Source organism: Sphingopyxis sp. H115, assembly GCF_001468465.1.
Classification (GTDB): Bacteria; Pseudomonadota; Alphaproteobacteria; order Sphingomonadales; family Sphingomonadaceae; genus Sphingopyxis.
On sequence record NZ_LNSA01000046.1, the window covers coordinates 1 to 23,899 of the forward strand.

A 23,899-nucleotide genomic window follows, 5' to 3' on the forward strand; every position below is an offset into this window, starting at 1 on the left:
ACCCCCACGCCGACCGGCGTGACCCCCGCCGCGAACTGCCCGACCATCGCCGGCGCGGACCAGTTGACCGACCTCGGCACGATCACCGGTAACGAAGGTACCTGGCGCAACTGCGGCTTCCCCGCGCGCTTCACTTCGACGACGGCGATCCCGAAGGTCGCGGGTGTCATCTATTCGCTGCCCGGCCGCGTCGACGTCGGCACCGACCAGGGCGCCGCGAGCACCAACACTGCCGCCACGCTGACGATCGATCCGGGCGTTACCATCTTCGGTTCGACGGGCGTTTCGTACCTCGTGGTCAACCGCGGCAACCGGATCGACGCCGTCGGCACCCCGACGCAGCCGATCGTTTTCACCGGCCGCGGCAACGTCGTGGGTTCGGCGGGCGACAACACCTCGCAGCTCTGGGGCGGCGTCGTGCTGCTCGGCCGTGCACCGGTCACCGACTGCCTCGCACCGGGCGCCGCCGAAGGCACCGTCGATTGCGAGCGCGATACCGAGGGTACCTCGAACGCACTCTATGGCGGTGCGCAGCCGGCCGACAATTCGGGCCGCATGTCGTACGTCCAGATCCGCTATTCGGGCTTCATCCTCAGCGCCGACAAGGAACTGCAGGGCCTGACCCCGTCGGGCGTCGGTTCGGGCACCCAGATCGACCATATCCAGATCCACAACAGCTCGGACGACGGCATGGAAGTTTTCGGCGGCCGCCCGAACTTCAAGCATATGATCGTCACCGGCGCCGAAGATGACGCCTTCGACACCGACGTGGGTTACAAGGGCAACATCCAATATGCGATCGCGATCGGCCGGGCCGGCGGGACGGTCGGCGACTCGATGATGGAGATCGACTCGGACGGCAATGAGCAGGCGGTGCCGCGTCAGAATGTGACGATCTCGAACTTCACCTTCATTCATCGCAACGCCAACAACAGCAACGCGGCTGCCATCCGTATCCGCGGCGGCGCCGATTACACCTTCGCAAACGGCCTGCTGACGACCGATACGTCGTGCTTCCGCATCGACAGCACCTCGACGACGCAGACGACGGGTGCCGACGAACAGGGGCCGCCGCGCTTCTTCTCGGTCTCGGCGAAGTGCAGCGCCGCGCGGCCGTTCCGCGGTGGCGGCAGCCCGGCGGTGACCGACGCCGAAGTCCAGGCGATCTTCAACGCCGGGACGAACAATCGCTTCGATTACACGCCCAGCCTGACCAGCCTGTTCGTCAATGGCGCGACCGAAACGGGTTTCGCCGCGTTCGACGCCAAGACGATCGCGTCCTTCTTTGACACCACGGCCTATGTCGGCGCGGTCCGCGACGCGAACGACACCTGGTATCAGGGCTGGACCTGCAACTCGGCGACGGCGGACTTCGGTACGTCGAGCGGCAGCTGCAGCGCCATCCCGACGACCTGATCGCTCGCGATCCAAACGGGGAGCGGGCACGCCTGACGGGCTGGCCCGCTCCCTTCCTGCATATACCTTGGGGATTTTCACCATGACCAAGCGGCCGATCTTCGCCAGCCTGCTTCTCCTTAGTTCCGCGCTCGTCGCGCCGGCCGCGCTCGCGCAGGACGCCAGCGCCGAACCCGCTGCCGATGCGCCGCCCGCCGCCGATGAAGCGGCCGCCGACGACACGACGGCGCCCGAAGAAGAAGCGGATGTTTCGATTCCCGGCGGCGCCGATCAGGAAATCGTCGTCACCGGCCGCTACACCCCCAATATCGTCCGTGCGACGCCCGAAGTCGTGTCGTCGCTTTCGTCGGCCGACATCGCGCGCACCGGTGAAGGGGATATTTCGGGCTCGCTCCAGCGCGTGACCGGCCTCTCGGTCGTTGGCGGCGGCTTCGTCTATGTCCGCGGTCTCGGCGACCGCTATTCGCTCGCGCTGCTCAACGGCTCGCCGCTGCCGAGCCCCGAACCGCTGAAGCGCGTCGTTCCGCTCGACATCTTCCCCACCAACGTCATCGATTCGACGCTCGTGCAAAAGAGCTTCTCGGTGAACTTCCCCGGCGAATTCGGCGGCGGCGTGATCAACCTCACGACCAAGGCGACCCCGCGCGAGACCTTCCTCACTTTCTCGGGCGGGATCGGCTGGGACAGCGAGACGACCAATGAACTCGGCTATACCTATTATGGCAGCGACACCGACTGGACGGGCTTCGACGACGGCACGCGCGACGTTCCGCCGCTGCTGAGCGCCGCGCTGAAAAGCGGCAAGCCGATCCTCGAAGGTGCCGACTTCAGCCAGGACGACCTCGAAGCGATCGAGATGGAACTGGTGAACGCCGAAACCTCGCTGCTGCAGCAGAATGACCACATCCCGGTGAACTGGTCGGCGGGCATCACCGGCGGCACGACGATCCAGCTTCCCGATGGCGAACTCGGGATCATCGCGACCGCGGGGATCAGCAACAAGTGGCGGACGCGCGATACGCTGCAGCAGACCTCGGTCAACGACGATCTCTCGGGCGATCCGCAGACGAGCTATAACCGCGTCATCACCGACAATCGCGTCGTGGTGAACGGGCTGCTCGGCTTCGGGCTCGAACTCGGCGATCATAAGATCCGCTGGACCAACCTCTACATCCGCGACACGTTGAAGCAGGCCCGCCTTGCGCTCGGTACCGACGCCAACCAGTCGGACCGCGACATCATGAAGCAGGACACGGCCTGGTACGAGCGCCAGCTGATCAATACGCAGCTCGTCGGCGAATTCAAATTCGACCGGCTGAAGCTCGACCTGCGCGGCGCCTATGCCAATTCGCAGCGCGAGGCGCCCTATGAGCGTGGCTTCACCTATGTTCGCACCAACCAGCCGGGCGACCCGGTGGGCGACAAGTTCGTCAACGACCTCGGCGGCAACCGCGGCGACGCGACGATCGCCTTTTCGGACCTCAACGAGGATCTGTGGTCGGGCGGCGTCGATCTGTCGTACGAACTGGCGCCGCGGATCAGCGCGACGGTCGGATATGCCTATACCGACACGCACCGTATTTCGGAACGCCGCACCTTCCAGTTCCGCGCGTCGAACCTGCCGATCGAGGTGCAGCAGCTGCGCCCCGACTATCTGCTCTCCGACGCGACGATTCAGCTGTACGACATCTCGCTGCTCGAAACCTCGGCGCAGGACGGCACCGCAGCGTTCGATGCGAACCTGACCACCCATGCAGGTTATGCGCAGGTGCAGGCCGAGCTGGTGTCGGGCGTCAACGTCAACGCCGGCGTGCGGTACGAAGAGGCGAAACAGACGGTTGTGCCGATCGACCTGTTCGGCACCGGGTCGTCGGCGATCGTCGAAACAAACCTCAACAATGATTACTGGCTCCCCGCCGTCACGCTGACCTGGGAAGTCGCGCCCGACATGCAGCTGCGCGTCAACGGGTCGAAAACGATCGCCCGTCCGCAGTTCCGCGAACTGGTGGCACAGGTCTATCAGGATCCCGAATCGAACCGTCTGTTCCGTGGCAACCCGTCGCTGACCGACAGCGAGTTGTGGAATGCCGAAGCGCGTTACGAATGGTATTTCGATCGCGACCAGCGCCTGACGGTCGCCGGCTTCTACAAGTCGATCGACAATCCGATCGAGACCTACACCTCGATTTCGGACTCGTCCGTGAACAGCAGCTACGCGAACGCGCCGAAGGCGACCCTTTATGGCGCCGAGCTTGAAGTGCAGAAATATCTTCCGCTCGACACGCTATCGGAATCGCCCTTCTGGCAAAGCCGCCGTCTGGTGCTGATCGGCAACTACACCTACACCAAATCGGAGATCAAGGTCGGCGACGGCGACACGACCGTCATCAACGGCGTGGTGCAGAATGCCGCGAACTTCTTCTTCGACGGGGCGCCGCTCACCGGCCAATCGGACCATCTCGTCAACTTCCAGATCGGGCTGGAAGATCAGGATAAGCTGTCGCAGCAAACCCTGCTCTTCACTTACGCCAGCCCGCGCGTGACCAGCCGCGGTCCGTCGGGCCAGCCAGACCTCAAGGAAAAGCCCGGCATCCAGCTCGATTTCGTCGCGCGACAGGGAATCAACCTGCTCAACAAAGAAATCGAACTGAAGTTCGAGGCGCGCAACCTGACCGGCCGCACCTACAAGGAAGTGCAGGAAGCGGGCGACAACCGAATCTTCTTCAACCGCTACAAGCTGGGACGCACCTTCTCGCTCAGCGCGTCGCTGAAATTCTGATAAGGGGGAAGGCCTCTCTCCGCATGGGGAGAGGCCATTTCCGGCGCACCGGACTCGCCCGGCTGACAAAAAACTGTAATCTTGCCGTCAACTGATTGTCATCAATCGCCCCTAGGCGATTCGCGAACACAGCCTTTCAGTTGGGGGACAAGGAAGACTTCATGGCAACGCTGATGTCCGGATCGGCCGTTCGGTTGCCGCGCGCACTGCCTTTCTGGTTGCGCCCGGCAAAGCGGAACCCGCACCAGGTCTGGCCGGCTTTGCTCGCTGGCCTGCTCGGTGCGATCTTGATCTGGCAATGCGTCCGCCTGCTCTGGACGCTGCTCACCCCCTTGTCGCCGCTGGGCGCCTGGCAGCCGCAGGCCGCCGTCATCGTATCGCCCGCCGAACGGCGCGCGCTGTTCACCAGCCTCGACCCCTTTTTCCGGACCAATGTGCAGGGACCGGCTTCGGCAACGGTCACCGCGCTCGGCCTTACCCTGTTCGGCATCAACATCAATGAAGCCACCGGCAGTGGATCGGCGATCATCGCCGGCGAGGACGGGGTGCAGAACAGCTATGCGGTGGGCGACGAGATCGCACCCGGCGTTACGCTGGCCGGTGTCGCCTTCGACCATGTGCTGCTCGACCGCGGCGGCGCGCGCGAAAGCCTGTTCCTCGACCAGAGCGGCGACGCGCCCGTTGCCGGTGCCGCAGGCGCGCTTCCCGCACCCACGCCGGAGATCGGCGCGACGCCCGCTGCCGGCAGCGGCGAAATGACCCCCGCGGCGATCAAGGCCGGTGTCGCCTTCGTCCCGCGCATCGAAGAAGGCCGCGTGACCGGTATCGTCGTCCAGCCGCAGGGCGACGGCGCCGCTTTCCGCGCCGCGGGGTTACGTCCCGGCGACGTGATCCGCTCGATCGGTGGTCGGCCGATCAGCTCGGCCAGCGACGCCGCCGCGCTTGCCAACCAGCTCGCGCCGGGAGCTCGCATCGCGCTCGAGGTCGAACGCGGCGCCAGCGTCGTTCCCGTCGCCATCTTTCTTTCGAAATAGGTATTATGCGCCTCAAACTTTCCCTGATGCTCGCCGCCGCGCTCGTTTCGGCCACCCCGATCGCGGCGCAGGCGCAATATACGCTCAACGTGCGCGATGCCGATATCCGCGCCTTCATCCAGGATGCAGCGCGGATCACCGGGCGTACTTTCGTCATCGACGGGCGCGTCAACGGCAAGGTGTCGGTGGTCACCGACCGGCCATTGTCGCGCAGCGAATATTTCGAAATCTTCCTCGCGACCCTCCGCTCGAACGGCCTCGTCGCGGTGCCGGGGCCCAACGGCAGCTATCGCGTCCAGCCGATCGACGGCGCCGCGGCGCAGCCCGGCCGGATCGGCAGCGGCGGCGCGGCGCAGAACCAGTTCGTCACCGAAATCATCCGTCTCAGGCATATCGACGCCGTCGCGGCGGTGGAAACGCTGCGTCCGCTGGTAAGCCCGCAAGGCTCGCTTACCGCGAACCGCAATGCGAACAGCCTTGTCGTCGCCGACTTTGCCGACAATATCCGGCGCATCCGGTCGCTCGCGTCGAGCATCGACCGCGACAGCTCGACCAGCCAGATCGTCACGCTGAAAAATGCCGGCGCACGCGAAATCGCCGCCGCGCTTGCCGCGCTGGTTCCGGCGGCGGGCGAGGGTGCGCGCGCGCCGCTCGCGATCGTACCGATCGACAGCAGCAATGCGATTGCGCTCAGGGGCGACCAGGCGCTTGTCGCGCGCTTCGTGTCGATGGCGAACGATCTTGATGCCAAGGCTGCGGGCGGCACCGAATTGCGCGTCTACTGGCTCGAACATGCCAACGCCGAAACCCTGCTCCCGACGCTTCAGCAATTGATCGGGGGCGGCAGCGATCCGGCGCAGAAGGCGGGCCTGCCGCCGGCGTCGTCCTCGACCTCGTCTTCGGGTGGCAGCAGCACGCCGGCGCCCGCCGCCGCGGCCGCGCCCGCCTCGACCTCTACCGGCGCCGGGGGCAGCGGCAGCATCGCGACGCGCGGCCCCGCCATCGTCACGCGCTACGAAGGCGCCAATGCAATCATCGTCGCGGCGAACAGCGAGGTGCAGCGCATGCTCGGTGAGCTGATTCGCCAGCTCGACAGCCGGCGGCAACAGGTGCTGGTCGAGGCGATCGTCGTCGAAATTGGCGACGATGCGGCGAAGCGGCTCGGCGTGCAGTTCCTGCTCGGCGGCAAGAATATCCCGTTCGTCGCGACGAGTTACAGCAATGCCTCGCCCAATATCCTGACGCTCGGCGGCGCCTACGCTGCGAACCAGCTGTCGCAAGAGACGACGACGGTAAACGGTACCACCACCGTGACCCAAACGAACAGCTCGCTCGGCAGCAGCTTGCAGGAAGCGGCGGCGGCATCGCTGCTCACCGCGACGGGCGGTTTTGCGGGTTTTGCGGGCGACATCGGCAAGAATACGGTTTTCGGCGCGATCATCAACGCGGTGAAGTCGGATACCACGTCGAACCTGCTTGCGACCCCGCATATCGTCACGCTCGACAATCAGGCCGCCAAGTTCCTTGTCGGACAGGAAGTGCCGATCACGACGGGCGAGGCGCTCAGCGACAATTTCGACAATGCCTTCCGGACCGTCCAGCGCGAGGAGGTCGGCATCAAGCTCGACGTCACGCCGCAGGTCAACGGCGCGGGCGAGGTGAAGCTGTTCCTGCGGCAGGAGGTGTCGAGCGTCGCGGGCCCCGTTTCGTCGCGCAACAGCGACCTCATCCTCAACAAAAGGTCGTTCGAAACCGTGCTCACTGTGGACGACGGCGAAATCCTCGCGATCGGCGGCCTGCTCAACGACGACGAGCGCCGGACGATCGAGCGAATCCCGCTTTTGAGCGATATCCCGCTGCTCGGCGAGCTGTTCAAATCGCGCAGCCGGACGCGCTCGAAGACCAACCTCATGGTCTTCATCCGCCCGACGATCCTCAAGAGCCGCGAGGATAATGCCGCGCTCACTGCACGCCGCTACGGCTATGTCCGCGACTTCCAGTTGCAGCGGAACCCCGGCGAGGAGCCGGCGATCGACACGCTGGTCCGGGACTATCTGGGCACCGTGCCGCCCGTCCCGAGCGAGCCGACGGCGGCCGATGTGATCGTCGGCCCCGCCGTCGCATCGGGAACGCCGGGCACACCGGGCGCGGGTGGAAGCATCACGCCCGTCGACGTCCCGCCGTCAATCTCGCAGGCGCCCGCGCCGCCCACCGGAGAATATCCGTGACCGACAGCGAAAGCGCGGCGCCGCCCCCGGCGCCGGTCGATATCCCCTATGGGTTTGCCCGGACGCACGGTGTCGTCATCGCGCCCGGCGAAAATGGCGTCTGGCTCGCGACGCTCCGCGAAGGCAGCGACCCGGCGGTGCTGATCGAGGTGAAGCGCTACCTGGCGCAGCCGCTGCGCGTGGCGACCGCGAACGCTGCCGATTTCGACCGGCTGCTGTCGGATCATTATGCCGTCGATGCTTCGGCCGCCGCGATGGCGGGATCGCTCGACGGCAGCGACCTCGATCTCGGTATTCCAAGTGCCGAGGATTTGCTCGACAGCGCCGACGATGCCCCCGCGATCCGCCTGATCAACGCGATTATCGCCGAAGCGGTACGGCAGGGGGTTAGCGATATCCATATCGAGCCCTATGAAAGCGGGCTCGTCGTGCGCATGCGCGCCGACGGCGTGCTGCGTGAACATCTGCGCATGCCGCCGCATGTCGCGCCCGTCGTCGTCAGCCGCATCAAGGTCATGGCGCGCCTCGACATCGCCGAACGCCGCGTACCGCAGGACGGCCGCATCGGGCTGACGCTCGCAGGCAAGGCGGTCGATGTCCGCGTCTCGACCCTGCCCAGCCGCGCGGGCGAACGCGTCGTCATGCGTATCCTCGACAAGGATGCGGCGGGGATCGATTTCGACGTCCTCGGCCTTTCGGGCGAGGCCGACCGGATCCTGCGCGAAGCGCTCGCCGAACCCAATGGCATCATCCTCGTCACCGGCCCGACGGGGTCGGGCAAGACGACGACGCTCTATGCCGCGCTCAAACAGCTCAACGACGGCCAGCGCAATATCCTGACCGTCGAGGACCCCGTCGAATATGCCGTCGACGGCGTCGGCCAGACGCAGGTGAACAGCAAGGTCGGGCTCGATTTCGCCGCGGGTCTCCGCGCGATCCTGCGCCAGGATCCCGATGTCGTGATGGTCGGGGAAATCCGCGACCGCGAGACCGCCGATATCGCGGTGCAGGCCTCGCTGACGGGGCACCTCGTTCTCTCGACCGTCCATACCAATGATGCGGTTGGTGCGATTACGCGTCTCAAGGATCTGAAAGTCGAGCCTTTCCTGCTCGCCTCGACGCTGCGCGCGGTGCTGGCCCAGCGGCTGGTGCGCAAACTTTGCGAAAATTGCCGCGAGCCGGTGCAGGCCGACAATAGCGTCGCCGCCATCCTCGGGCTCGACATCGGAACGGTGATCTGGCGCCCGAAGGGCTGCGACCAGTGCGGCGGCACCGGGTTCAAGGGACGGATCGGCGTGTTCGAGGCGATCAAGGTCGATGAAACCGTCCGCCGCTATATCTATGCCGGCGGCGACGAGGCAATGATCGCGAAGCATGCTTTCCTCAAATCGCCGACGCTTGCCTCGGCGGCGCGGTCGATGGTCGCGAAGGGGCTGACCACTGCCGAGGAGGCGATCCGCATCGCGCGGCGCGAGGATGTCGATGCCTGATTATCGCTATGTGGCGATCGATCCCCAAGGCCGCGAACGCAAGGGGCGGCTGACCGCCGCGAACGACGATGCCGCGCGCGCCGACCTGATCCGCCGCCGATTCCATATCGTTGCCGTCGAGGCGGCGGGCGCGAAGCCCGCACGGCGCGCGTTGCTCGCCTTTCGCAAGAACAGCCTGAGCAGCAAGGAACTCGCGCTCTTCACCCGCCAACTCGCCACGCTCGCCGAAGTCGCGCCGCTCGAAGAGGCGCTGCGCACGCTGACGCGGCAAAGCGAAGCCGAAAGCGCGCGCGCCGTCATCGGCGAAGTCCATGCGGGCCTGCTCGAAGGCCGCCGCCTTGCCGACGCGATGGCGCGCCAGCCGCCCAGCTTTCCCTCGCTGTATCGCGCGATGGTCGCGGCGGGCGAGACGACCGGCAGCCTCACAACGATCCTCGCGCGCCTCGCCGACCTGCTCGAACGACAGGCCGAGGTGCGCGGGAAACTGATCGCCGCGCTCGCCTATCCGATCGTGCTCGCGATCGTCGCGATCGGCGTCGTCGCCGCGCTGATGATCTTCGTCGTCCCGCGCGTCGTAGAACAATTCACCGATGTCGGCCAGCAACTGCCCTTCCTGACCCGCGCGGTGATCGCGATTTCGGGCTTCGCCGCGAACTGGTGGTGGCTAATCGCGCTGCTGATCGCGGCCGCAGTTTTCGGCTGGGTATCGGCGATGCGCCGCCCGGCGTTCAAGGCGGCGGTCGATGCGCGCCTCCTGCGCCTGCCGCTGTTCGGCCGCCTGCTTCGTGACCTTTACGCCGCGCGTTTTGCGCGGACGCTGTCGACGATGGTGTCGAGCCGGTTGCCGCTCGTCGAAGGGCTCAAACTGACCGTGCCGACGATCCGCAATGCCGCGCTGGCTGGCGCGACGGCGAATATCGTCGACCAGGTGCGCGCCGGCGGCGGGCTCTCTGCGGCGCTCCGCGATGCCGGCGTTTTCCCGCCCCTGCTCGTCTATATGACCGCCAGCGGCGAAAGCGCGGGCCGGCTCGAGGTCATGCTCGAACGCGCCGCCGATTATCTCGAACGCGAATTCGACCGGTTTACGGCCGCGTCGATGGCGCTTCTCGAACCTGTCATAATTGTCGTTATGGGGTCATGTGTCGCCCTCATCATCCTCGCCATCCTGCTGCCGATCCTCCAGTTGCAGAACCTTGCCGGACTATGAAAATGTCGCTGATGAAGCTAATCTTCCGCCTGATGCTCGATACCTCCACCCCCGATCGCGGTCGCCCGGCGGCCCGGCGCCGCAAAGCCGACGAGCGCGGCTTCACGCTGACCGAGCTGATGGTCGTCATCTTCATCATCGGCCTGCTCGCCACGGTCGTGATGATCAACGTCCTGCCCAGCCAGGATCGCGCGATGGTGACGAAGGCGAAAGCGGATATTTCGACGCTGGAAAATGCGCTCGAACAATATCGCCTCGACAATCTGGCCTATCCGCCGTCGACCGACGGGCTCAACGCGCTCGTTACCGCGCCCCCTGCGCTGGCCCAACCCGAGCGCTATCGTCGGGGCGGCTATATCAAGAAACTGCCCGCCGACCCGTGGGGGCGCCCCTATAATTATCAGGCGCCGGGGCCGAACGGCAAGGCGTTCGATGTCTGGTCGCTCGGCGCCGACGGCGCTCCTGGCGGGACCGACGATAATGCGGATATTCGCAGCGACAGCTAAGGCGCAGTCGCGTCCCCGACCGAACGGCTTCACGCTTGTCGAACTGATGGTCGTGCTCGCGATCATGGCGCTCGCCGCAACCGCGGTCGTGCTTACCATTCCGGGCGAGGAACGCACCGTGCGCAGCGAGGCCGACCGCCTTGCCGCGCGCCTTGCCGCCGCGCGCGATATCGCGGTGATCGAGGGGCGCAGCGTGGCGGTCAATTTCGCGCCCTCGGGCTATGGCTTCGAACGGCGGATTTCGGGCGCATGGCAACCGCTTCCCGGTCGCGCCTTCGAACGGCGCAACTGGCCAGGCGACGTGCATTTTTCTGCGGGTAACGGGCAGGGCGCGGCACGCATCCTGTTCGATCGCGTCGGCATCAGCCCGACACCGCAAGCCATCGTGCTCGTCGGCGGCGACGCGCGTGAAGTCGTGCGCGTATCGGCGACGGGGGAGGTCAGCCGTGATTGATGGCGCCGATCCCGATTTGCCGCCGGGAGAGCGCGGCTTCACCTTGCTCGAAATGCTTGTCGCGCTCAGCATCATCAGCATCGCGGCGCTGACGCTTGTGCGGCTCGATGCCTATGCCGTGCGCTCGGCCGGCGATCTCGACGAAACGACGACGGCGGGTATCGTCGCCCAGAACCGCGCGGTCGAACTCTGGACCGACCCCGCGCCCCCGACGATCGGCAACAGCGCAAGCCTCGTCGCCAACGCCGGCCGCAACTGGCGCGTCGAACAGCGCGTCGCAAAGACCGCCGACGACGCCCTGTTGCGCATCGACCTGCTAGTCCGTCCCGAAAGCGGCAACGGGCAGGCCGCACTCACGATCATCCGGCCGAGCCGATGAGGGATCAGCGCGGGTTCACACTCGTCGAGATGCTCGTCGCACTCTCGATCTTCGCTGCGATCGCGGCGATGGGCGTCACGCTGCTGCGCAGCAGCGTCGATACGCAGGACGCAGTGCAGGAACGCCTGAAGGTGATGGGCGGGATAAACCGCCTGCGCGCCGTCATGGCGAACGATCTGGCGCAGGCGGTCCAGCGCCCGACGCGTGGCCCGGCTGGGGAGGCCATTCCGGCGTTCGCCGGTTCCTCGAACGGCTTTGCCTTTGTCCATGGCGGCGCCGCGTCGCTCGACGGCGGCCCGCGTCCGAATGTCGAACGTGTCGGTTATGCACTGGTCGGCGGCGAATGGCGCCGCGCGACGCAGCCGATGCTCGACGGCACCGCACTTGGCGATGGCGACCGGCTGGTGGGCGAGGTCGCCGGCGTGGCGGTACGCTATCGCGACGAAAGCGGAAATTGGAGCGATAGCTGGACGTCCGATCCCGGTGATCGGTTGCCCCGAGCGGTCGAGGTGCGGCTGACGCGCACCGGCCGCGAGGCGCTCACCATGTTGTTCCTGACCGCGCCGACGCTGCCGCCGCCCCCTGCCGCCGGGGTCCCGGCATCATGAGGGGCGCGAATACGCAGGAACGCGGCGCGGCGTTGCTGACCGTGCTGCTGCTCGTCGCGGTGATGGCGGTGATCGCCGCGACCGCGCTTGACCGGCTGACGCTCGCGACGCGGATCGCAGGCAGCGCCGCGACGGTCGATCAGGGCCGCGCCTTTGCCTTTGCCGCCGAACAGATTGCGCTGCGCCGCGTCGCCGACCTGGTCGGGCGCGACCCTGCGAAGCTGACGCTCGCGGGCAATTGGCTGGGACGCGATTTCACCTTGCCGCTTCCGGGGGGCGAAGGGCGGGCCAAGCTCACCGACGCGAATAATTGCTTCAATCTCAACAGCCTTGTTGCCGAAACCATACCCGGACGCGCCAGCCAGCGGTCGGGGTCGATCCGCCAGTTCGGCGAGCTGATGAAATTGCTGGGGATCGACCCGGGACAGGCACAGGCGATCGCCGGCGCCGCCGCCGACTGGATCGACAGCGATAGCAACGAAGGGCCGCTGGGCGCGGAGGACAATGCCTATCGTTCGGCGCAGGGCGCTTATCTCCCCGCCAACCGCAAGATGGCCGATGTCAGCGAATTGCGCGCGGTGCGCGGCGTCACGCCGAAAATCTATGCGCGGCTCAAACCCTGGATCTGCGTGTTGCCGGTGACCGATCCGGTGCGGCTCAACGTCAATACGCTGGGCCCCGAACAGGCGCCGCTGGTCGCGATGCTGCTGCCCGGCGAAATCACCGTCGCCGATGCGCGGGCAGCGCTGGCGGCGCGGCCCGCGGGCGGCTATGGCAGCAGCGTACGATTCTGGGAGGCGGGCCCCTTTGCGGGGCGCAAGCCGCCGACCGACGTGGCCGAACAGGCCGGGGTGACGAGCCGCTGGCTCACGCTGACGACGAATGTGACGATGGGGGACGGTTTCTTGACCGCAGTTTCGCTGATCGATGCCAATGGTGGCGCGCCGTCTGCCGGCGCCGCCGCTCCGACGATCGTGCGCCGCGACTGGGGCGAGGCCGACTGAGATGACGCGCACGCTGGTGATCTGGCTGCCGCCGCTGGCGGCGCTCGACGAAGGAACGGCTGCCGATACTGCCTGGCTGCGCGTTGACGACGGCGTCATCGTCGACAGCGGGCAGGATAACGGCTGGGTCGAAGCATGGGAAAAACCCCGCGACGACAACGCCGACGAGCGCCTCGTCGCGCTTGCACCGGCCGCGGATGTACCGCTGCGCTGGCTCCACTATCCCGATGCCGCACCCGCACAAGCTGCGGCCGCCGCGCGTATCGACGCGCTGAAGGCCAGCCTGGGCGATGCGTCGGCGCTGCATGTCGTCGCGGGCGAGCCCGCTGGCGTAGGGCAGGCGGTTCCGGTCGCCGTGACGACGCACGCCGCGATGACGGCCTGGTCCGGCTGGTTGAAAGCGCGCGAGCTGACGCCCGCTGCCGTCATTCCGGCGGCCGCGGCCGTGCCGCCGCCCGAGCCGGAGGCGCTGTGGACCGCCGAAATCGGCGATGAGCAGATCATACGCTCCACCGACCGGGCGTGGGTGTCTGATCCCGAGCTCGATCCGCTGATCGCGGGCCATCATGACATCGCGCCGCTCGATGCCGACCGGATGCGCGACGCGCTGCTCTTAACGCTCGCGGCGCCGCCACTCGATTTGCTCAGCGGGGGGTGGAAGCCCAAGCGCAGCTGGTCGGTCGATCCCGCGATGCTGCGGCGCGCGAAGTGGCTGGCAATCGCGCTGGTCGTCGTCAGCTTGCTCATCCCCATCGTCTATGCGCTACGGATTGCCTCGGATACGGGGCGCGCCGACGACGCGGTCGTCGCGATGGCAAAAAAGGCTGGGGTGAACGCCCCTGACGCGGCGGCGGCCGAAACCGAACTCGACCGTCGTCTTGCCGCCGCCGGTGGCGGGCCGCTCGCTTTCTCGGTGCCTGCATCGGCGCTGTACGACGCGATGGGCGACGCCCCGGGCGTGACGCTGAAGACGCTGTCACACCGGACCGACGGTACGCTGACGACGACGCTTGCGGCGCCGCGGGTCGAGGATATCAACAAGGTTCTCCTCGCGCTGCAAGCGCGCGGCTACCGCATCACCGCGCAGCCGATGGCCGGCAGCGATGGCCAGCAGATGGCCAATATCACGATCCGGGCGGTACCATGACCGAGCGACTGAAAAATTGGTGGGCTAGCCTGTCGCAGCGCGAACGCTGGCTCGTCGGTATTGCCGGCGTACTCGCGGCGGGTGTGCTGCTCTGGGGGCTTGGGCGCCCTGCGGTCGCGGCGTTCGGCGACCTCGAAAGCCAGCATCGCGCGGCCATCGAGCGCGAAGGCCGGGTGGGCGCAAAGGTGCAGTTGCTTGCACAGCGCCCTGCCAGATCGGTTGCCGCGGCAGTCGATGCGGTCGCGATCGACCAGTATCTCGCGCAATCGGCGGGCGAGATCGGTTTGACGCTCGATCGCAACGAGGCGCGTGGCGGCGGACAGGCGACAATCGCCATAGCTACCGCAAAGGCGCCGGTTCTGACTGACTGGCTCGCGTCGCTCGAAGGGCAGGGCTTCATCGTCGACCAGCTGACGATCACGCCGGCTGCCGACGGCACCGTAGGTTTGACCGCCGAGCTGCGAAAGGCCGGTCAATGAGTGCGCGTCGGCGTTGGACGGTTGCGGCTGCGCTGTTCGCGCTGCTGCTTCTTGTCGCCACCTTCCCGATGCGGCTCGCGCTCGCTTGGTCGGGCGCAACCGACGCGGGCATCACCGCGCGCGACGTGCGCGGCTCGGTCTGGTCGGGCGAACTGGTCGACGCGCGGCTGGGCGCCTTGCCGCTTGGCACGGTGCGCGCCGCCCTGTCACCGCTCGCGCTGCTTGGCGGCGATATCCAACTGGCTTTCTCGCGCACCGACGACCGTCTGGGGGCACTCGCCGGTCGCCTCCATGGCAGCAACCCGCGCGGCGTTTCAGAGGTGAACGGCACGACATCGATGTCGGGCGGCCTCGGCATGATTCCCGTCGATACGCTCCGCTTCGAAGGGACCTCGGTCCAGTTCGACGCTGCGGGCAAATGCGCGCGGGCGGCAGGACGCATCCAGCTTGCGGTGACGGCGCCCATCGCCGGTCTCGACCTGTCGCGCGGGCTGTCGGGCCCGCTGCGCTGCGCCAACGGACGCGCGCAGGCGGCGCTTGCCAGCCAGTCGGGTATGGAACGGCTGACTCTCTCGTTCGATGGCAAAGGGGCATATCGCGCGCAGTTCGCGATCAATGTCGATCGCGACCCCGCGATGGCGGCGGCTCTCGCGGCGCTGGGATTCAGGGCGGGTTCGGGCGGGTTTGTGCTGACGACTTCGGGCCGCTTCTGACGTGCCCCTCCTCGACGCCTTGCCCTTTGGCATGGGCGTCGCCTTTGCCGCGCTCGTCGGGCTCGTGCTGGGCAGTTTCATCGCGACATTGGTCCTGCGCTGGCCAGCGGGGCGCTCGGTACTCGGGCGGTCGCACTGCGACGGGTGCGGGCGGACGCTGGGTGGACTCGACTTGATGCCGCTGTTTTCGGCGATGATCTTTCGAGGAAGATGTCAAACGTGTGGCGCGGCGATCGACCCCTTTCACGCGCGGGTCGAATTCGGCTCAGCATTGATCGGTGCCATGGCTCTGTCGATCCTGCCCGGAACGGCCGGGTGGCTCTGGGCACTTTTCGGCTGGCTGTTGTTGCCGCTCGCGCTTCTCGACGCGCGCCATTTCTGGCTGCCCGACCGGCTGAACGCGCTGCTTGCCGTCGCCGGGCTCCTGCTCGCGGGGCCGATGCTGGAGACTTCCTTGGCCGACCGCTGGATCGGTGCGGTGGTGGGGGGCGGCCTGCTCGCGCTGGTCGCCTGGGCCTATCGGCGCTCGCGCGGGATCGAGGGCATGGGCGGGGGCGATCCGAAACTTGTCGCCGCGATCGGGGCCTGGCTCGGCTGGCAGGCGCTCCCGCTGATGTTACTGTTCGCGAGCCTTGGCGGGATCCTGTGGGCGCTCGTCGCGCAAGCAAAAGGGGACCGGCCGCTCGGCGAGCGACAGGTCCCCTTCGGCGTTTTCGCCTGCACCGCCGCTTTCGTGGCGGTGCCGATATGGCCGCTGTTCCTTCAGTTTCAGCTGGGCTGAAACCGCGGCGACGCCGGCCCTCCGACGTCAGTCGGAGAAATTACCTTCCGATGACGACGGTCACCGCGCGGCGGTTCTTGGCATAGGCTTCTTCGGTCGAACCGAGCTCGGCTGGGCGTTCCTTGCCATAGCTGATGACGCTGATGCGCGACGGGTCGATGCCGAGCGACGCGAGATAATTTTTCGCAGCATTGGCACGGCGTTCGCCGAGCGCGATATTATAGTCGCGCGTACCGCGTTCGTCGGCATGGCCTTCGAGCGTGACGCGAACGGCGGGGTTGCGTTGCAGCCACCGGGCCTGGTTCTGCAGCGTCGCCTGGTCCTGCGCATCGACATTATATTGGTCGAAATCGAAGAAGACGCGGTCGCCTTCGAGGCCGACGCTGGCGAGGAAATCTTCCTGCGACCCCGGGACGATGCCGGTGCCGGTGTCGGTGCCCGTGTCCGTCCCGGTGCCTTCGGGGACCGGCGGGAGCGTTTCGGGCGCCTTTTTGGCGCAGGCACCCACAGCAAGCATGGTGATCGCCGCAATCATGGCGGTGCTTTTGCGTATCGTCATGTCTTCTGTCCTCTTGTTGTTGTTGGAAATTCTGTTCTCGCGGGCAAAAAAAGCCGGTTCAGGACGCGCTATTGGAACCCCAGGACCCTACTTTGGTTCCGCCAGCGTCAGGGCAGCACCGGGCCCCAGCTGGGGTCGGACCCGTCCTGCGGCGTGGGCAGGCGGCGCAAGTTTACGCCCGTCAGGTCGACCTGCCACAGGCTCGACTTGCCCTCGCGCCCTCGCGTCGTGCGGAAAAACTGGATGACACGGCCGTTGGGCGACCAGGTCGGCGCCTCGTCCTGCCAGCTGTTCGTCAGCATGCGAACGCCGCCGCCCGACGGGGTCATCACGCCGATGCGGAATTCGCCGCCGCCCATGCGGGTGAAGGCGATCAAGTCGCCGCGCGGCGACCATTCGGGCGTCGCGGCGCGGCCGCCGCCAAAGCTGATCCGTTGCTGGTTCGAACCGTCGATGTTCATCGTATAGATTTGCTGGCCGCCGGACCGGTCGCTTTCGAACACGATCTTCTTGCCGTCGGGCGAGAAACTGCCCCCGACGTCGATGCCCGGCGTATTGGTGAGCCGCACCGGGGTGCCCCCATTCGCCGAGATGCGATAGATGTCGGTGTTGCCGTTCACCGCCATCGAATAGAGGATCTGGGTGCCGTCGGGCGACCAGCGCGGCGCGAAGGTCGCGTTCGAACTTTCGGTCACGAGCTTTTGCGACCCCGATGCCACGTCATAGATGAACACGCGGACGCGGTTGTTCAGATAGGAAACATAGACGATCTTCTTATAGTCGGGCGAAAAGCGCGGGCTGATCGCGAGCGCTTGGCCGTTGGTGATGAAACGGTGGTTGCCACCGTCCGAGTCCATGATCGCCAGTCGTTTGATGCGGTTCCCCTTGGGCCCGCTCTCGGCGATATAGGCGACGCGGCTGTCGAAGAAGGGCGCCTCGCCCGACAGGCGCGAATAGATGGCGTCGGCGCATTTGTGCGCGGCGCGGCGCCAGTCAGCGGGCTGGATTTCGAACCCCTTGCGGACGAGTTCGCTGCCGAGTGCGGTGTCGTAGAGATAGCAGCCGACGATCAGGCTGCCGTTCGATCCGGCATCGACAAAGCCGTGGACGACATTTTCGGCACCGCGCGACTGCCATTCCGAAAAGCGCGGCGCCTGCACCTCGGCACGCGTGATCGCGCGAACGCCGCTGGGACCGATCGGTTCGTAGAGGCCGCTGCGTTCGAGGTCGGCGGCGATGACTTCGGCGATCTGGCGGCCAAGACTATCGGTGCGTAGCCCCGCGACGGTCTGGATCGACGACGTCGCGAGCGGCGGGATGCCGATGACGGTGCGTTCCTGCGACAGCGTTCCTTCGATGGTTTCGCGCGGTTCGGTCGTCGTGGTCACCGCAGGCGGCGTCGGGGCGGTCTGCGCGAACAGCGGCGTGGGGGTCAGCAGCAGTGCGAGCGAAAGGCCGGTCGAACGGAGCAACATGTCTCTTACCTCTTGATGAAATCGAGCGTGTAATTCTGCCAGAAGCTGTAATTTTCCTCGGGCAGGTCGAAGGGTGCGGCGAGTTCGACCGCGCGTTTGGCGCATTCCTGATGGCGCTGGACCTGGAATTTGTTGCTGTCGTTTTCGCCGCTGGTCGTGACGCTGGTAAAGCCGGCAAGCGCTCCCGCCTGGGTCAGGCGGAATTTGACGACCGTTTTGAGTTGATCGACGTCGACGCCGCTGACGCGGCAGCCGTTCCAGCGCGGTGCGACCGCCGATTTGATGCTGACGTCGATCGACCGGCGGACTTCGGCCGCGGTTTTCGACGCCGGGGCGCCCTTGTTCGGCGGCGCCTTGGTCTGTTCGCGGCCGAGCCCGTCGGTGATTCCGTCGAGCCGGCCGGTCGGGCGCGTCTGCGATTTCTTCGCCGGTGCCGATTTGGGAGAGGCCTTGGGCGGGGCCTTCTTCACCGCTGGCGGCTGTTTCTTGGGCGGCGCGGGAACCGGTCGCGCGACCTGCTTGGGGGTCGGCGCGGGGGTCGGGCGGACGACCGGTTCGGGGATCGGCGGTGCCGGCACCGGTTCGGGCGCAGCAATATCGACCGCATCTTCCTCGCCCAGCCGGGCCGACGGCGGCGCCTGGGTAATGATCGGCGCGCTCGATTCAGCGGCGGTCTCTGCCACCAGGTCGACTTCCATCGGTGGATTGTCGAAGCGGCGGTCGCCTGCGGTCCACTGGACCGACAGCAGGCCGATGATCAGGACATGCGCCGCCACCGCGATGGCGAAGCCGCGTCCTTCCCGTCCCCTCGCTGCCCGTATCTCGGCCATTTCGCGACCCTATTGCCCGGTTTCTGAACTGTCGGTGACCGCCCCTGCGGTCGCCGGTGTTTCGGTGGCGCCCGTCGTCACCAGCGCGATGCGCGTCAGGCCGGCGCGATTGAGTTCGCCCATGATCCGCATCACCCGGCCATAATCGAGCCCCTTGTCGGCGCGCAGCATGATCTGGCGCGGCCTGTCCTGGCCTTCATTCTCGCGCGCGATCGCATCGAGCCGCGCGGGCAGTTCGGCCTCGGGCACGACCTCTTCGCCGATATAGATGGTGTCGTCGGCGCCCACCGACAGCTGCACCGGCTCCTGCTCCTCGGTCTCGACCGGCTTAGCGCGGCTTTCGGGCAGGTCGATCGGCACCGCCGAGGCAAGGAGGGGCGCGGTGATCATGAAGATGATGAGCAGCACGAGCATCACGTCGACGAGCGGGGTGACGTTGATCTCGGCCATCGGCGCGCGGCGGTTGCCGCGGCCGCGGCGGCCGCCGACGCCGCCCGAAGGTCCCGACATCGCCATCAGGCTTCGACCTCGAGTTCGCGGCTGAACGTCGCGTGCAGCCCGTCGGCAAAGCGGCCGAGGCGCGATTCGAGCCGGTTCAGCCGCTGCGAAAAGGCGTTATAGGCGATGACCGCGGGGATGGCGGCGAACAGGCCGATCGCCGTTGCGAACAAAGCTTCGGCGATGCCGGGCGCGACGACGGCGAGGCTGCTGTTATTTTCCGCTGCGATCGCGGTGAAGCTACGCATGATGCCCCACACCGTCCCGAACAGCCCGACGAAGGGCGCGACCGAACCGATCGTCGCCAGCGTGCCGATCTTTTCGGCAAGCCGGTCGACTTCGCCGGCAACCGCCGAGTTCATCGCGATGCCAAGGCGTTCGCGCGTCCCGTCGCGATCGATCGTCTTGCCCTTGGTCGACCGGCGCCACTCGCTGATCCCCGCCGACAGCACTTTCGCGCTCGGCAGTTCCTCGCCGCTGTTCTTGTCGTAAAATTTGTCGATATTGTCGGCGCGCCAGAAATCGCGCTCGAACTGGTCCGACGCGCGCATCAGCTTGCCGACCCCGCGCCCGTGGGTGAAGATCACCGCCCAGACATAGATCGACGCGAGCAAGAGGCCGATCATCACCGCCTTGACGATAATGTCGGCCTGCAGGAATAGCGCGACCGGGGACAGGGTCGCCGCGTCGGCGGCCAGCGAGATATTGTCTAGCAAGGGAAAGTCTCTCCATTCATGATGGCGGTAAATCGGTCGGCCCATCCGGCAGGCTGGCGACGCGGCCGGCCTCCGGGCGAGAGGAAGGCGGCGGTGACTTGCCCGTCGGTCAATATCATCGGCGTCCCTGTCTCGCCGCTTAACGTGTCACTTCCGCGAAGGATGCGCTGCGCAATAATCACGCTGGCGCCGCGTACCGCCTTGACCGTGCTGACGACCAGCAAATCGTCGTCGAGCTTTGCGGGGCTACGGTATTTGATCGCGAGGTCGGTGACTGCCCAAGCGCCTTCGCCGTCCTCCATCGCGGCGCGCTGGTCGATGCCCGCGAGGCGCAGCATGTCCGCCCGCGCGCGCTCCATATAGCGCAGGTAATTGGCGTGATAGACGATGCCCGAAAGGTCGGTATCCTCGAAATAGACGCGCAGCCGGTAGTGATGTTCTGCCCCGACGAAGGCACCGGGAAGGAAGGGAGGTGGGGCGTTTACCATCGTTTCGACCGATAGCCTCGCAACGACTCGTCGCAAAGCCCTCTTGAACGGCTCGTCGCAGGATCGCGCCATTTGATGGAAGGAAGCAGGCCGAATCCCGCCAATCTTGTTGCCCCGGCCTTTGCGGGGAGCGCCGCCTATTTGTCGAAGAGGCCGTCCTGCGATCCGGCGGGCGGATTGAGTCCCAGATGCTTCCACGCGCTGGCGTTGAGCATGCGTCCGCGCGCGGTGCGCGCGATCAACCCGGCCTGGAGCAGATAGGGTTCGATGACGTCCTCGATCGTGTCGCGCGGTTCGCTGAGACCTGCCGCGAGCGTCTCGACCCCGACCGGCCCGCCGCGGTAAATATCGGCGATCATGGTAAGATACCGGCGATCCATTGAATCGAGCCCGAGCGCATCGACTTCGAGACGGTTGAGTGCTGCATCGGCCGCCTTCGCATCGACGATCGCATGCCCTGCGACGGTCGCGAAATCGCGCACGCGGCGGAGCAACCGCCCAGCGATACGCGGCGTCCCACGTGAGCGTTTGGCAATTTCGAGCGCACCGTCGGATGCGATCGGCAGCGCAAGCAGCCGCGCCGCGCGCGAGATAACCTGTTCGAGTTCGCCATGCGTGTAGAAATTGAGCCGCACCGGAATGCCGAAGCGGTCGCGCAGCGGCGTCGTGAGCAATCCCTGCCGCGTCGTCGCGCCGACGAGGGTGAACTTGGGCAGGTCGATGCGTACGCTGCGCGCCGATGGCCCTTCGCCGATCATGATGTCGAGCGCGCGGTCCTCCATCGCCGGGTAAAGGATTTCCTCGACCGCGGGCGACAGGCGGTGGATCTCGTCGATGAAAAGGACGTCGCCGTCCTCGAGATTGGTGAGCAGCGCTGCCAGGTCGCCCGCCTTCGCGATCACCGGGCCCGATGTCGAGCGGAACCCGACGCCGAGTTCCTTGGCGACGATCTGTGCAAGGGTCGTCTTGCCGAGCCCCGGCGGACCATAGAAAAGCACATGATCGAGCGCGTCCGACCGCGCCTTCGCCGCCTCGATGAAAATCCGCAGATTCTCGCGCGCCGCCGCCTGTCCGACGAATTCGGCGAGCGACTTCGGTCGCAGCGCGGCGTCGGCATCCTCGGGCGTGCGCGTGGGGGTAGTGAGGGCCGGCTCAGTCATAATGCTCTATTGCCTCGCCGCTGATCGAAACCCAACGTTCCTTGCGCTCCTCATAGACCGAATAGTCGGGGACGAAGCCGTGGCCGGATTCGAAATTGCCGAGCGGGATCGCATAGGCGTCATGATAGGGCCGCGCGTGGTACCAGACGCCCGAACCGCAAATGCCGCAAAAGAAGAAATCGGCGGTGTTGCCGCTGTCGCCGGTATGTTGCCACATCTTCGCTTCGGCTTCGCCCTCGATGCGGACCTGTTCGGCAGGAAAGCGCACCTGTGCGGCAAAGGCGCTGCCGCTCCGCGCCTTGCATTCGCGGCAATGGCACACCGACACCCGGATCGGCTCGCCGGTGCAGGCGATTCGGATTTGGCCACAGCGGCAGGCGGCGCGACGGACGGGATCGGTCATGTCTTCATGTCTGCAAGCCGCTTTTCGACCGCCTGCCAAAGCGTCGCGACCGCCGCGACGGGCGCGCTCTTGCGGCCGGCGATTGCCCCTATCGGCGCGCGCGCTTCGGTCATCCGTTCGTACAGGCTCGCCATCGGTATTACCGGCCAGTCGGGGGCAGCCGCGAGCGCGGCGCAATGCAAGGCGCGGCGGCGGTCGACCATCGAAAAGACGGGGAGGAGCGGCACGCGGAGAGCCTTCCTGCCGCCCATATGATCGATGATCGCATCGAGCGCGCGCTGGGCGAGCGGCGACGGGATGACGGGCACGATGACGAGATCGGCGGCGCGCAGGATCTGGTCGGATGTGTCATTGAGCCCCGGCGGGCAATCGATCAGTATCCGGTCATATTCGCGCGTAAGGCCACCGGCGATCTTCGCGAGCCGCTTTTTCTTGTCGAGTTCATGAAATTCGACGTCGAGGCCGTGGAGAGAGGCATCGGCAGGGAGCAGGCTGAGCCGGTCGGTCGCGGTGGGTACGACGAGCTTTTCGGGCGCAAGATCGCGGCGGATCGCGGCCTGCGCCTTCCGGCCCGCCGTGTCGTGGCCGACGATGAAGCTTGCGGCCGCCTGCCCATCAAGGTCCCAGAGCAATGTACGGCGGCTCGACAGCGTCGCGGCCGCCCAGGCGAGATTGACCGCCAGCGTCGTCTTTCCGACACCGCCCTTGAGGTTGTAGACCGCGATCGTCTTGCCGGTCATTTCGCTGCCTTTTTGAGGGCGATACGGACCAGCGCGTCGAGACTGGCGCCTGCGCCCAGTTCCTCGTTCGCGGCCGCGACCGCGGCGCTGGCTTCGGCGGGTTTGAAACCAAGGCCGGTGAGAGCCGCGATGGCGTCGCCAAGCGGGCCGGAGGTCGCCGAGAGGCCGGGGCCGCTCCCCGCGATGCCGCCGAGGGCGCCCGCCTTGTCCTTAAGTTCATGCGTGATCCGCTGCGCAAGCTTCGGCCCGACGCCGTTGGCCCGCGCGATCATCGCGCTGTCGCCGTTTGCAAGCGCGCGTTGCAACTCGCCGATCTCGAGCGCCGACAGGATCGCGAGCGCGACCTTGGCGCCGACGCCCTGGACGCTGGTGAGCAGGCGGAACCAGTCGCGTTCCTCGGCCTTGGCAAAGCCGAGCAGGCGCAGGAAATCCTCGCCGACGAGCATTTCGGTGTGGACGGTGACATCGCCCCCGACCGGGCCGAGCGCGTCCAAGGTGCGCGCCGACGCTTCGACCAGATAGCCGATGCCGCCGACGTCGATCACCGCATGGCCTGCGCCGCTGCTATCGAGCCGTCCGGTGAGTTTCGCGATCATGGAATCTGCGTAGCGCGAGGAGAACGAAAAGGGAATCGGTTTCCCGCTGTGTCAAAGGCGTTCTGATTTCGTCAGACCGTATTTGATCCAGGATGACCAATGTCCGCAAGCGACCGATTGCGGACATAAGAATTTCGTCTAGTTTGCGAGGATGTTGAAGCCTCACATTCTTCCAACGATCCTCTTGGCGTTGGGTTTGCTCAGCTGCG

Annotated in this window: 25 protein-coding genes; 15 read left to right on the top strand and 10 right to left on the bottom strand. The window is 66.4% G+C overall.

Translation table 11 applies throughout. The features are described from left to right. The 15 genes from ATE71_RS20670 to ATE71_RS20740 all read left to right on the top strand — a co-directional run. Positions 1-1,416: hypothetical protein (locus ATE71_RS20670; protein WP_058805202.1), on the top strand; the 1,416-nt coding region annotated here is incomplete at its 5' end. 82 nt (positions 1,417-1,498) lie between these two features. After that, positions 1,499-4,195 carry a TonB-dependent receptor domain-containing protein gene (locus ATE71_RS20675; protein WP_058805203.1) on the top strand — a complete coding sequence of 899 codons (2,697 nt, stop codon included), beginning with the start codon at positions 1,499-1,501 and terminating at the stop codon, positions 4,193-4,195. A gap of 161 nt (positions 4,196-4,356) precedes the next feature. Beyond that, positions 4,357-5,229 carry a type II secretion system protein N gene (locus ATE71_RS20680; protein WP_058805204.1) on the top strand — a complete coding sequence of 291 codons (873 nt, stop codon included), beginning with the start codon at positions 4,357-4,359 and terminating at the stop codon, positions 5,227-5,229. Positions 5,230-5,234: 5 nt separating this feature from the next. Beyond that, positions 5,235-7,457 carry a type II secretion system secretin GspD gene (gene gspD / locus ATE71_RS20685; RefSeq protein ID WP_058805205.1) on the top strand — a complete coding sequence of 741 codons (2,223 nt, stop codon included), beginning with the start codon at positions 5,235-5,237 and terminating at the stop codon, positions 7,455-7,457. Further along, positions 7,454-8,947, top strand: a complete 1,494-nt coding sequence (locus ATE71_RS20690) for a GspE/PulE family protein (RefSeq protein ID WP_082665336.1) — start codon at positions 7,454-7,456, stop codon at positions 8,945-8,947. The genes gspD and ATE71_RS20690 overlap by 4 nt, the downstream gene beginning before the upstream one ends. Then, positions 8,940-10,154, top strand: coding sequence for a type II secretion system inner membrane protein GspF (gene gspF, locus ATE71_RS20695; RefSeq protein ID WP_058805223.1), 1,215 nt, complete (start codon positions 8,940-8,942; stop codon positions 10,152-10,154). The genes ATE71_RS20690 and gspF overlap by 8 nt, the downstream gene beginning before the upstream one ends. Positions 10,155-10,186: 32 nt before the next feature. Next, positions 10,187-10,660, top strand: coding sequence for a type II secretion system major pseudopilin GspG (gene gspG, locus ATE71_RS20700; protein ID WP_235588097.1), 474 nt, complete (start codon positions 10,187-10,189; stop codon positions 10,658-10,660). Next, positions 10,635-11,114 carry a GspH/FimT family pseudopilin gene (locus ATE71_RS20705; protein WP_058805208.1) on the top strand — a complete coding sequence of 160 codons (480 nt, stop codon included), beginning with the start codon at positions 10,635-10,637 and terminating at the stop codon, positions 11,112-11,114. Before gspG ends, ATE71_RS20705 begins: the two co-directional genes overlap by 26 nt. Further along, positions 11,107-11,493, top strand: coding sequence for a type II secretion system minor pseudopilin GspI (gspI, locus tag ATE71_RS20710; protein WP_235588095.1), 387 nt, complete (start codon positions 11,107-11,109; stop codon positions 11,491-11,493). Before ATE71_RS20705 ends, gspI begins: the two co-directional genes overlap by 8 nt. After that, the gene (gspJ, locus tag ATE71_RS20715; RefSeq protein WP_058805209.1) at positions 11,490-12,101 is read left to right on the top strand and encodes a type II secretion system minor pseudopilin GspJ; all 612 of its coding nucleotides are present in this window, start codon (positions 11,490-11,492) and stop codon (positions 12,099-12,101) included. The genes gspI and gspJ overlap by 4 nt, the downstream gene beginning before the upstream one ends. Then, positions 12,098-13,105: a type II secretion system minor pseudopilin GspK gene (gene gspK, locus ATE71_RS20720; protein ID WP_058805210.1), complete on the top strand. Its 1,008-nt coding sequence runs from the start codon at positions 12,098-12,100 to the stop codon at positions 13,103-13,105. The genes gspJ and gspK overlap by 4 nt, the downstream gene beginning before the upstream one ends. Before the next feature lies 1 nt (position 13,106). Continuing rightward, positions 13,107-14,252, top strand: coding sequence for a type II secretion system protein GspL (gene gspL / locus ATE71_RS20725; RefSeq protein WP_058805211.1), 1,146 nt, complete (start codon positions 13,107-13,109; stop codon positions 14,250-14,252). After that, positions 14,249-14,731, top strand: a complete 483-nt coding sequence (gene gspM, locus ATE71_RS20730; RefSeq protein WP_058805212.1) for a type II secretion system protein GspM — start codon at positions 14,249-14,251, stop codon at positions 14,729-14,731. Before gspL ends, gspM begins: the two co-directional genes overlap by 4 nt. Next, the gene (gene gspN, locus ATE71_RS20735) at positions 14,728-15,444 is read left to right on the top strand and encodes a type II secretion system protein N (RefSeq protein WP_058805213.1); all 717 of its coding nucleotides are present in this window, start codon (positions 14,728-14,730) and stop codon (positions 15,442-15,444) included. The genes gspM and gspN overlap by 4 nt, the downstream gene beginning before the upstream one ends. A gap of 1 nt (position 15,445) precedes the next feature. After that, positions 15,446-16,225 (top strand): prepilin peptidase, encoded by a 780-nt coding sequence (locus ATE71_RS20740; RefSeq protein ID WP_235588096.1) that lies wholly within the window; start codon positions 15,446-15,448, stop codon positions 16,223-16,225. Between the two features lie 40 nt (positions 16,226-16,265). Here the strand turns inward: ATE71_RS20740 and pal are convergent, their stop codons facing one another. The 10 genes from pal to ruvA all read right to left on the bottom strand — a co-directional run bounded on the left by pal (position 16,266) and on the right by ruvA (position 23,690). Continuing rightward, positions 16,266-16,784, bottom strand: a complete 519-nt coding sequence (gene pal / locus ATE71_RS20745) for a peptidoglycan-associated lipoprotein Pal (RefSeq protein WP_201022995.1) — start codon at positions 16,782-16,784, stop codon at positions 16,266-16,268. A 107-nt stretch (positions 16,785-16,891) separates the two neighbouring features. Beyond that, the gene (gene tolB, locus ATE71_RS20750; RefSeq protein ID WP_058805214.1) at positions 16,892-18,259 is read right to left on the bottom strand and encodes a Tol-Pal system beta propeller repeat protein TolB; all 1,368 of its coding nucleotides are present in this window, start codon (positions 18,257-18,259) and stop codon (positions 16,892-16,894) included. A 5-nt stretch (positions 18,260-18,264) separates the two neighbouring features. Next, positions 18,265-19,089, bottom strand: coding sequence for a hypothetical protein (locus ATE71_RS20755; protein WP_058805215.1), 825 nt, complete (start codon positions 19,087-19,089; stop codon positions 18,265-18,267). Positions 19,090-19,098: 9 nt separating this feature from the next. Continuing rightward, positions 19,099-19,605, bottom strand: coding sequence for a protein TolR (gene tolR / locus ATE71_RS20760; protein ID WP_058805216.1), 507 nt, complete (start codon positions 19,603-19,605; stop codon positions 19,099-19,101). Next, positions 19,605-20,303, bottom strand: a complete 699-nt coding sequence (gene tolQ, locus ATE71_RS20765; protein WP_058805217.1) for a protein TolQ — start codon at positions 20,301-20,303, stop codon at positions 19,605-19,607. The genes tolR and tolQ overlap by 1 nt, the downstream gene beginning before the upstream one ends. Then, positions 20,297-20,791, bottom strand: a complete 495-nt coding sequence (locus ATE71_RS20770; RefSeq protein ID WP_058805218.1) for a YbgC/FadM family acyl-CoA thioesterase — start codon at positions 20,789-20,791, stop codon at positions 20,297-20,299. The genes tolQ and ATE71_RS20770 overlap by 7 nt, the downstream gene beginning before the upstream one ends. A 137-nt stretch (positions 20,792-20,928) precedes the next feature. Beyond that, positions 20,929-21,951, bottom strand: a complete 1,023-nt coding sequence (ruvB, locus tag ATE71_RS20775; RefSeq protein ID WP_058805219.1) for a Holliday junction branch migration DNA helicase RuvB — start codon at positions 21,949-21,951, stop codon at positions 20,929-20,931. Beyond that, complete coding sequence (locus ATE71_RS20780; RefSeq protein WP_058805220.1) at positions 21,944-22,354, bottom strand: GFA family protein; 411 nt, start codon at positions 22,352-22,354, stop codon at positions 21,944-21,946. Before ATE71_RS20780 ends, ruvB begins: the two co-directional genes overlap by 8 nt. Continuing rightward, the gene (locus ATE71_RS20785; protein WP_058805221.1) at positions 22,351-23,094 is read right to left on the bottom strand and encodes a ParA family protein; all 744 of its coding nucleotides are present in this window, start codon (positions 23,092-23,094) and stop codon (positions 22,351-22,353) included. Before ATE71_RS20785 ends, ATE71_RS20780 begins: the two co-directional genes overlap by 4 nt. Continuing rightward, complete coding sequence (gene ruvA / locus ATE71_RS20790; RefSeq protein ID WP_058805222.1) at positions 23,091-23,690, bottom strand: Holliday junction branch migration protein RuvA; 600 nt, start codon at positions 23,688-23,690, stop codon at positions 23,091-23,093. Before ruvA ends, ATE71_RS20785 begins: the two co-directional genes overlap by 4 nt. Positions 23,691-23,899: the final 209 nt, after the last annotated feature.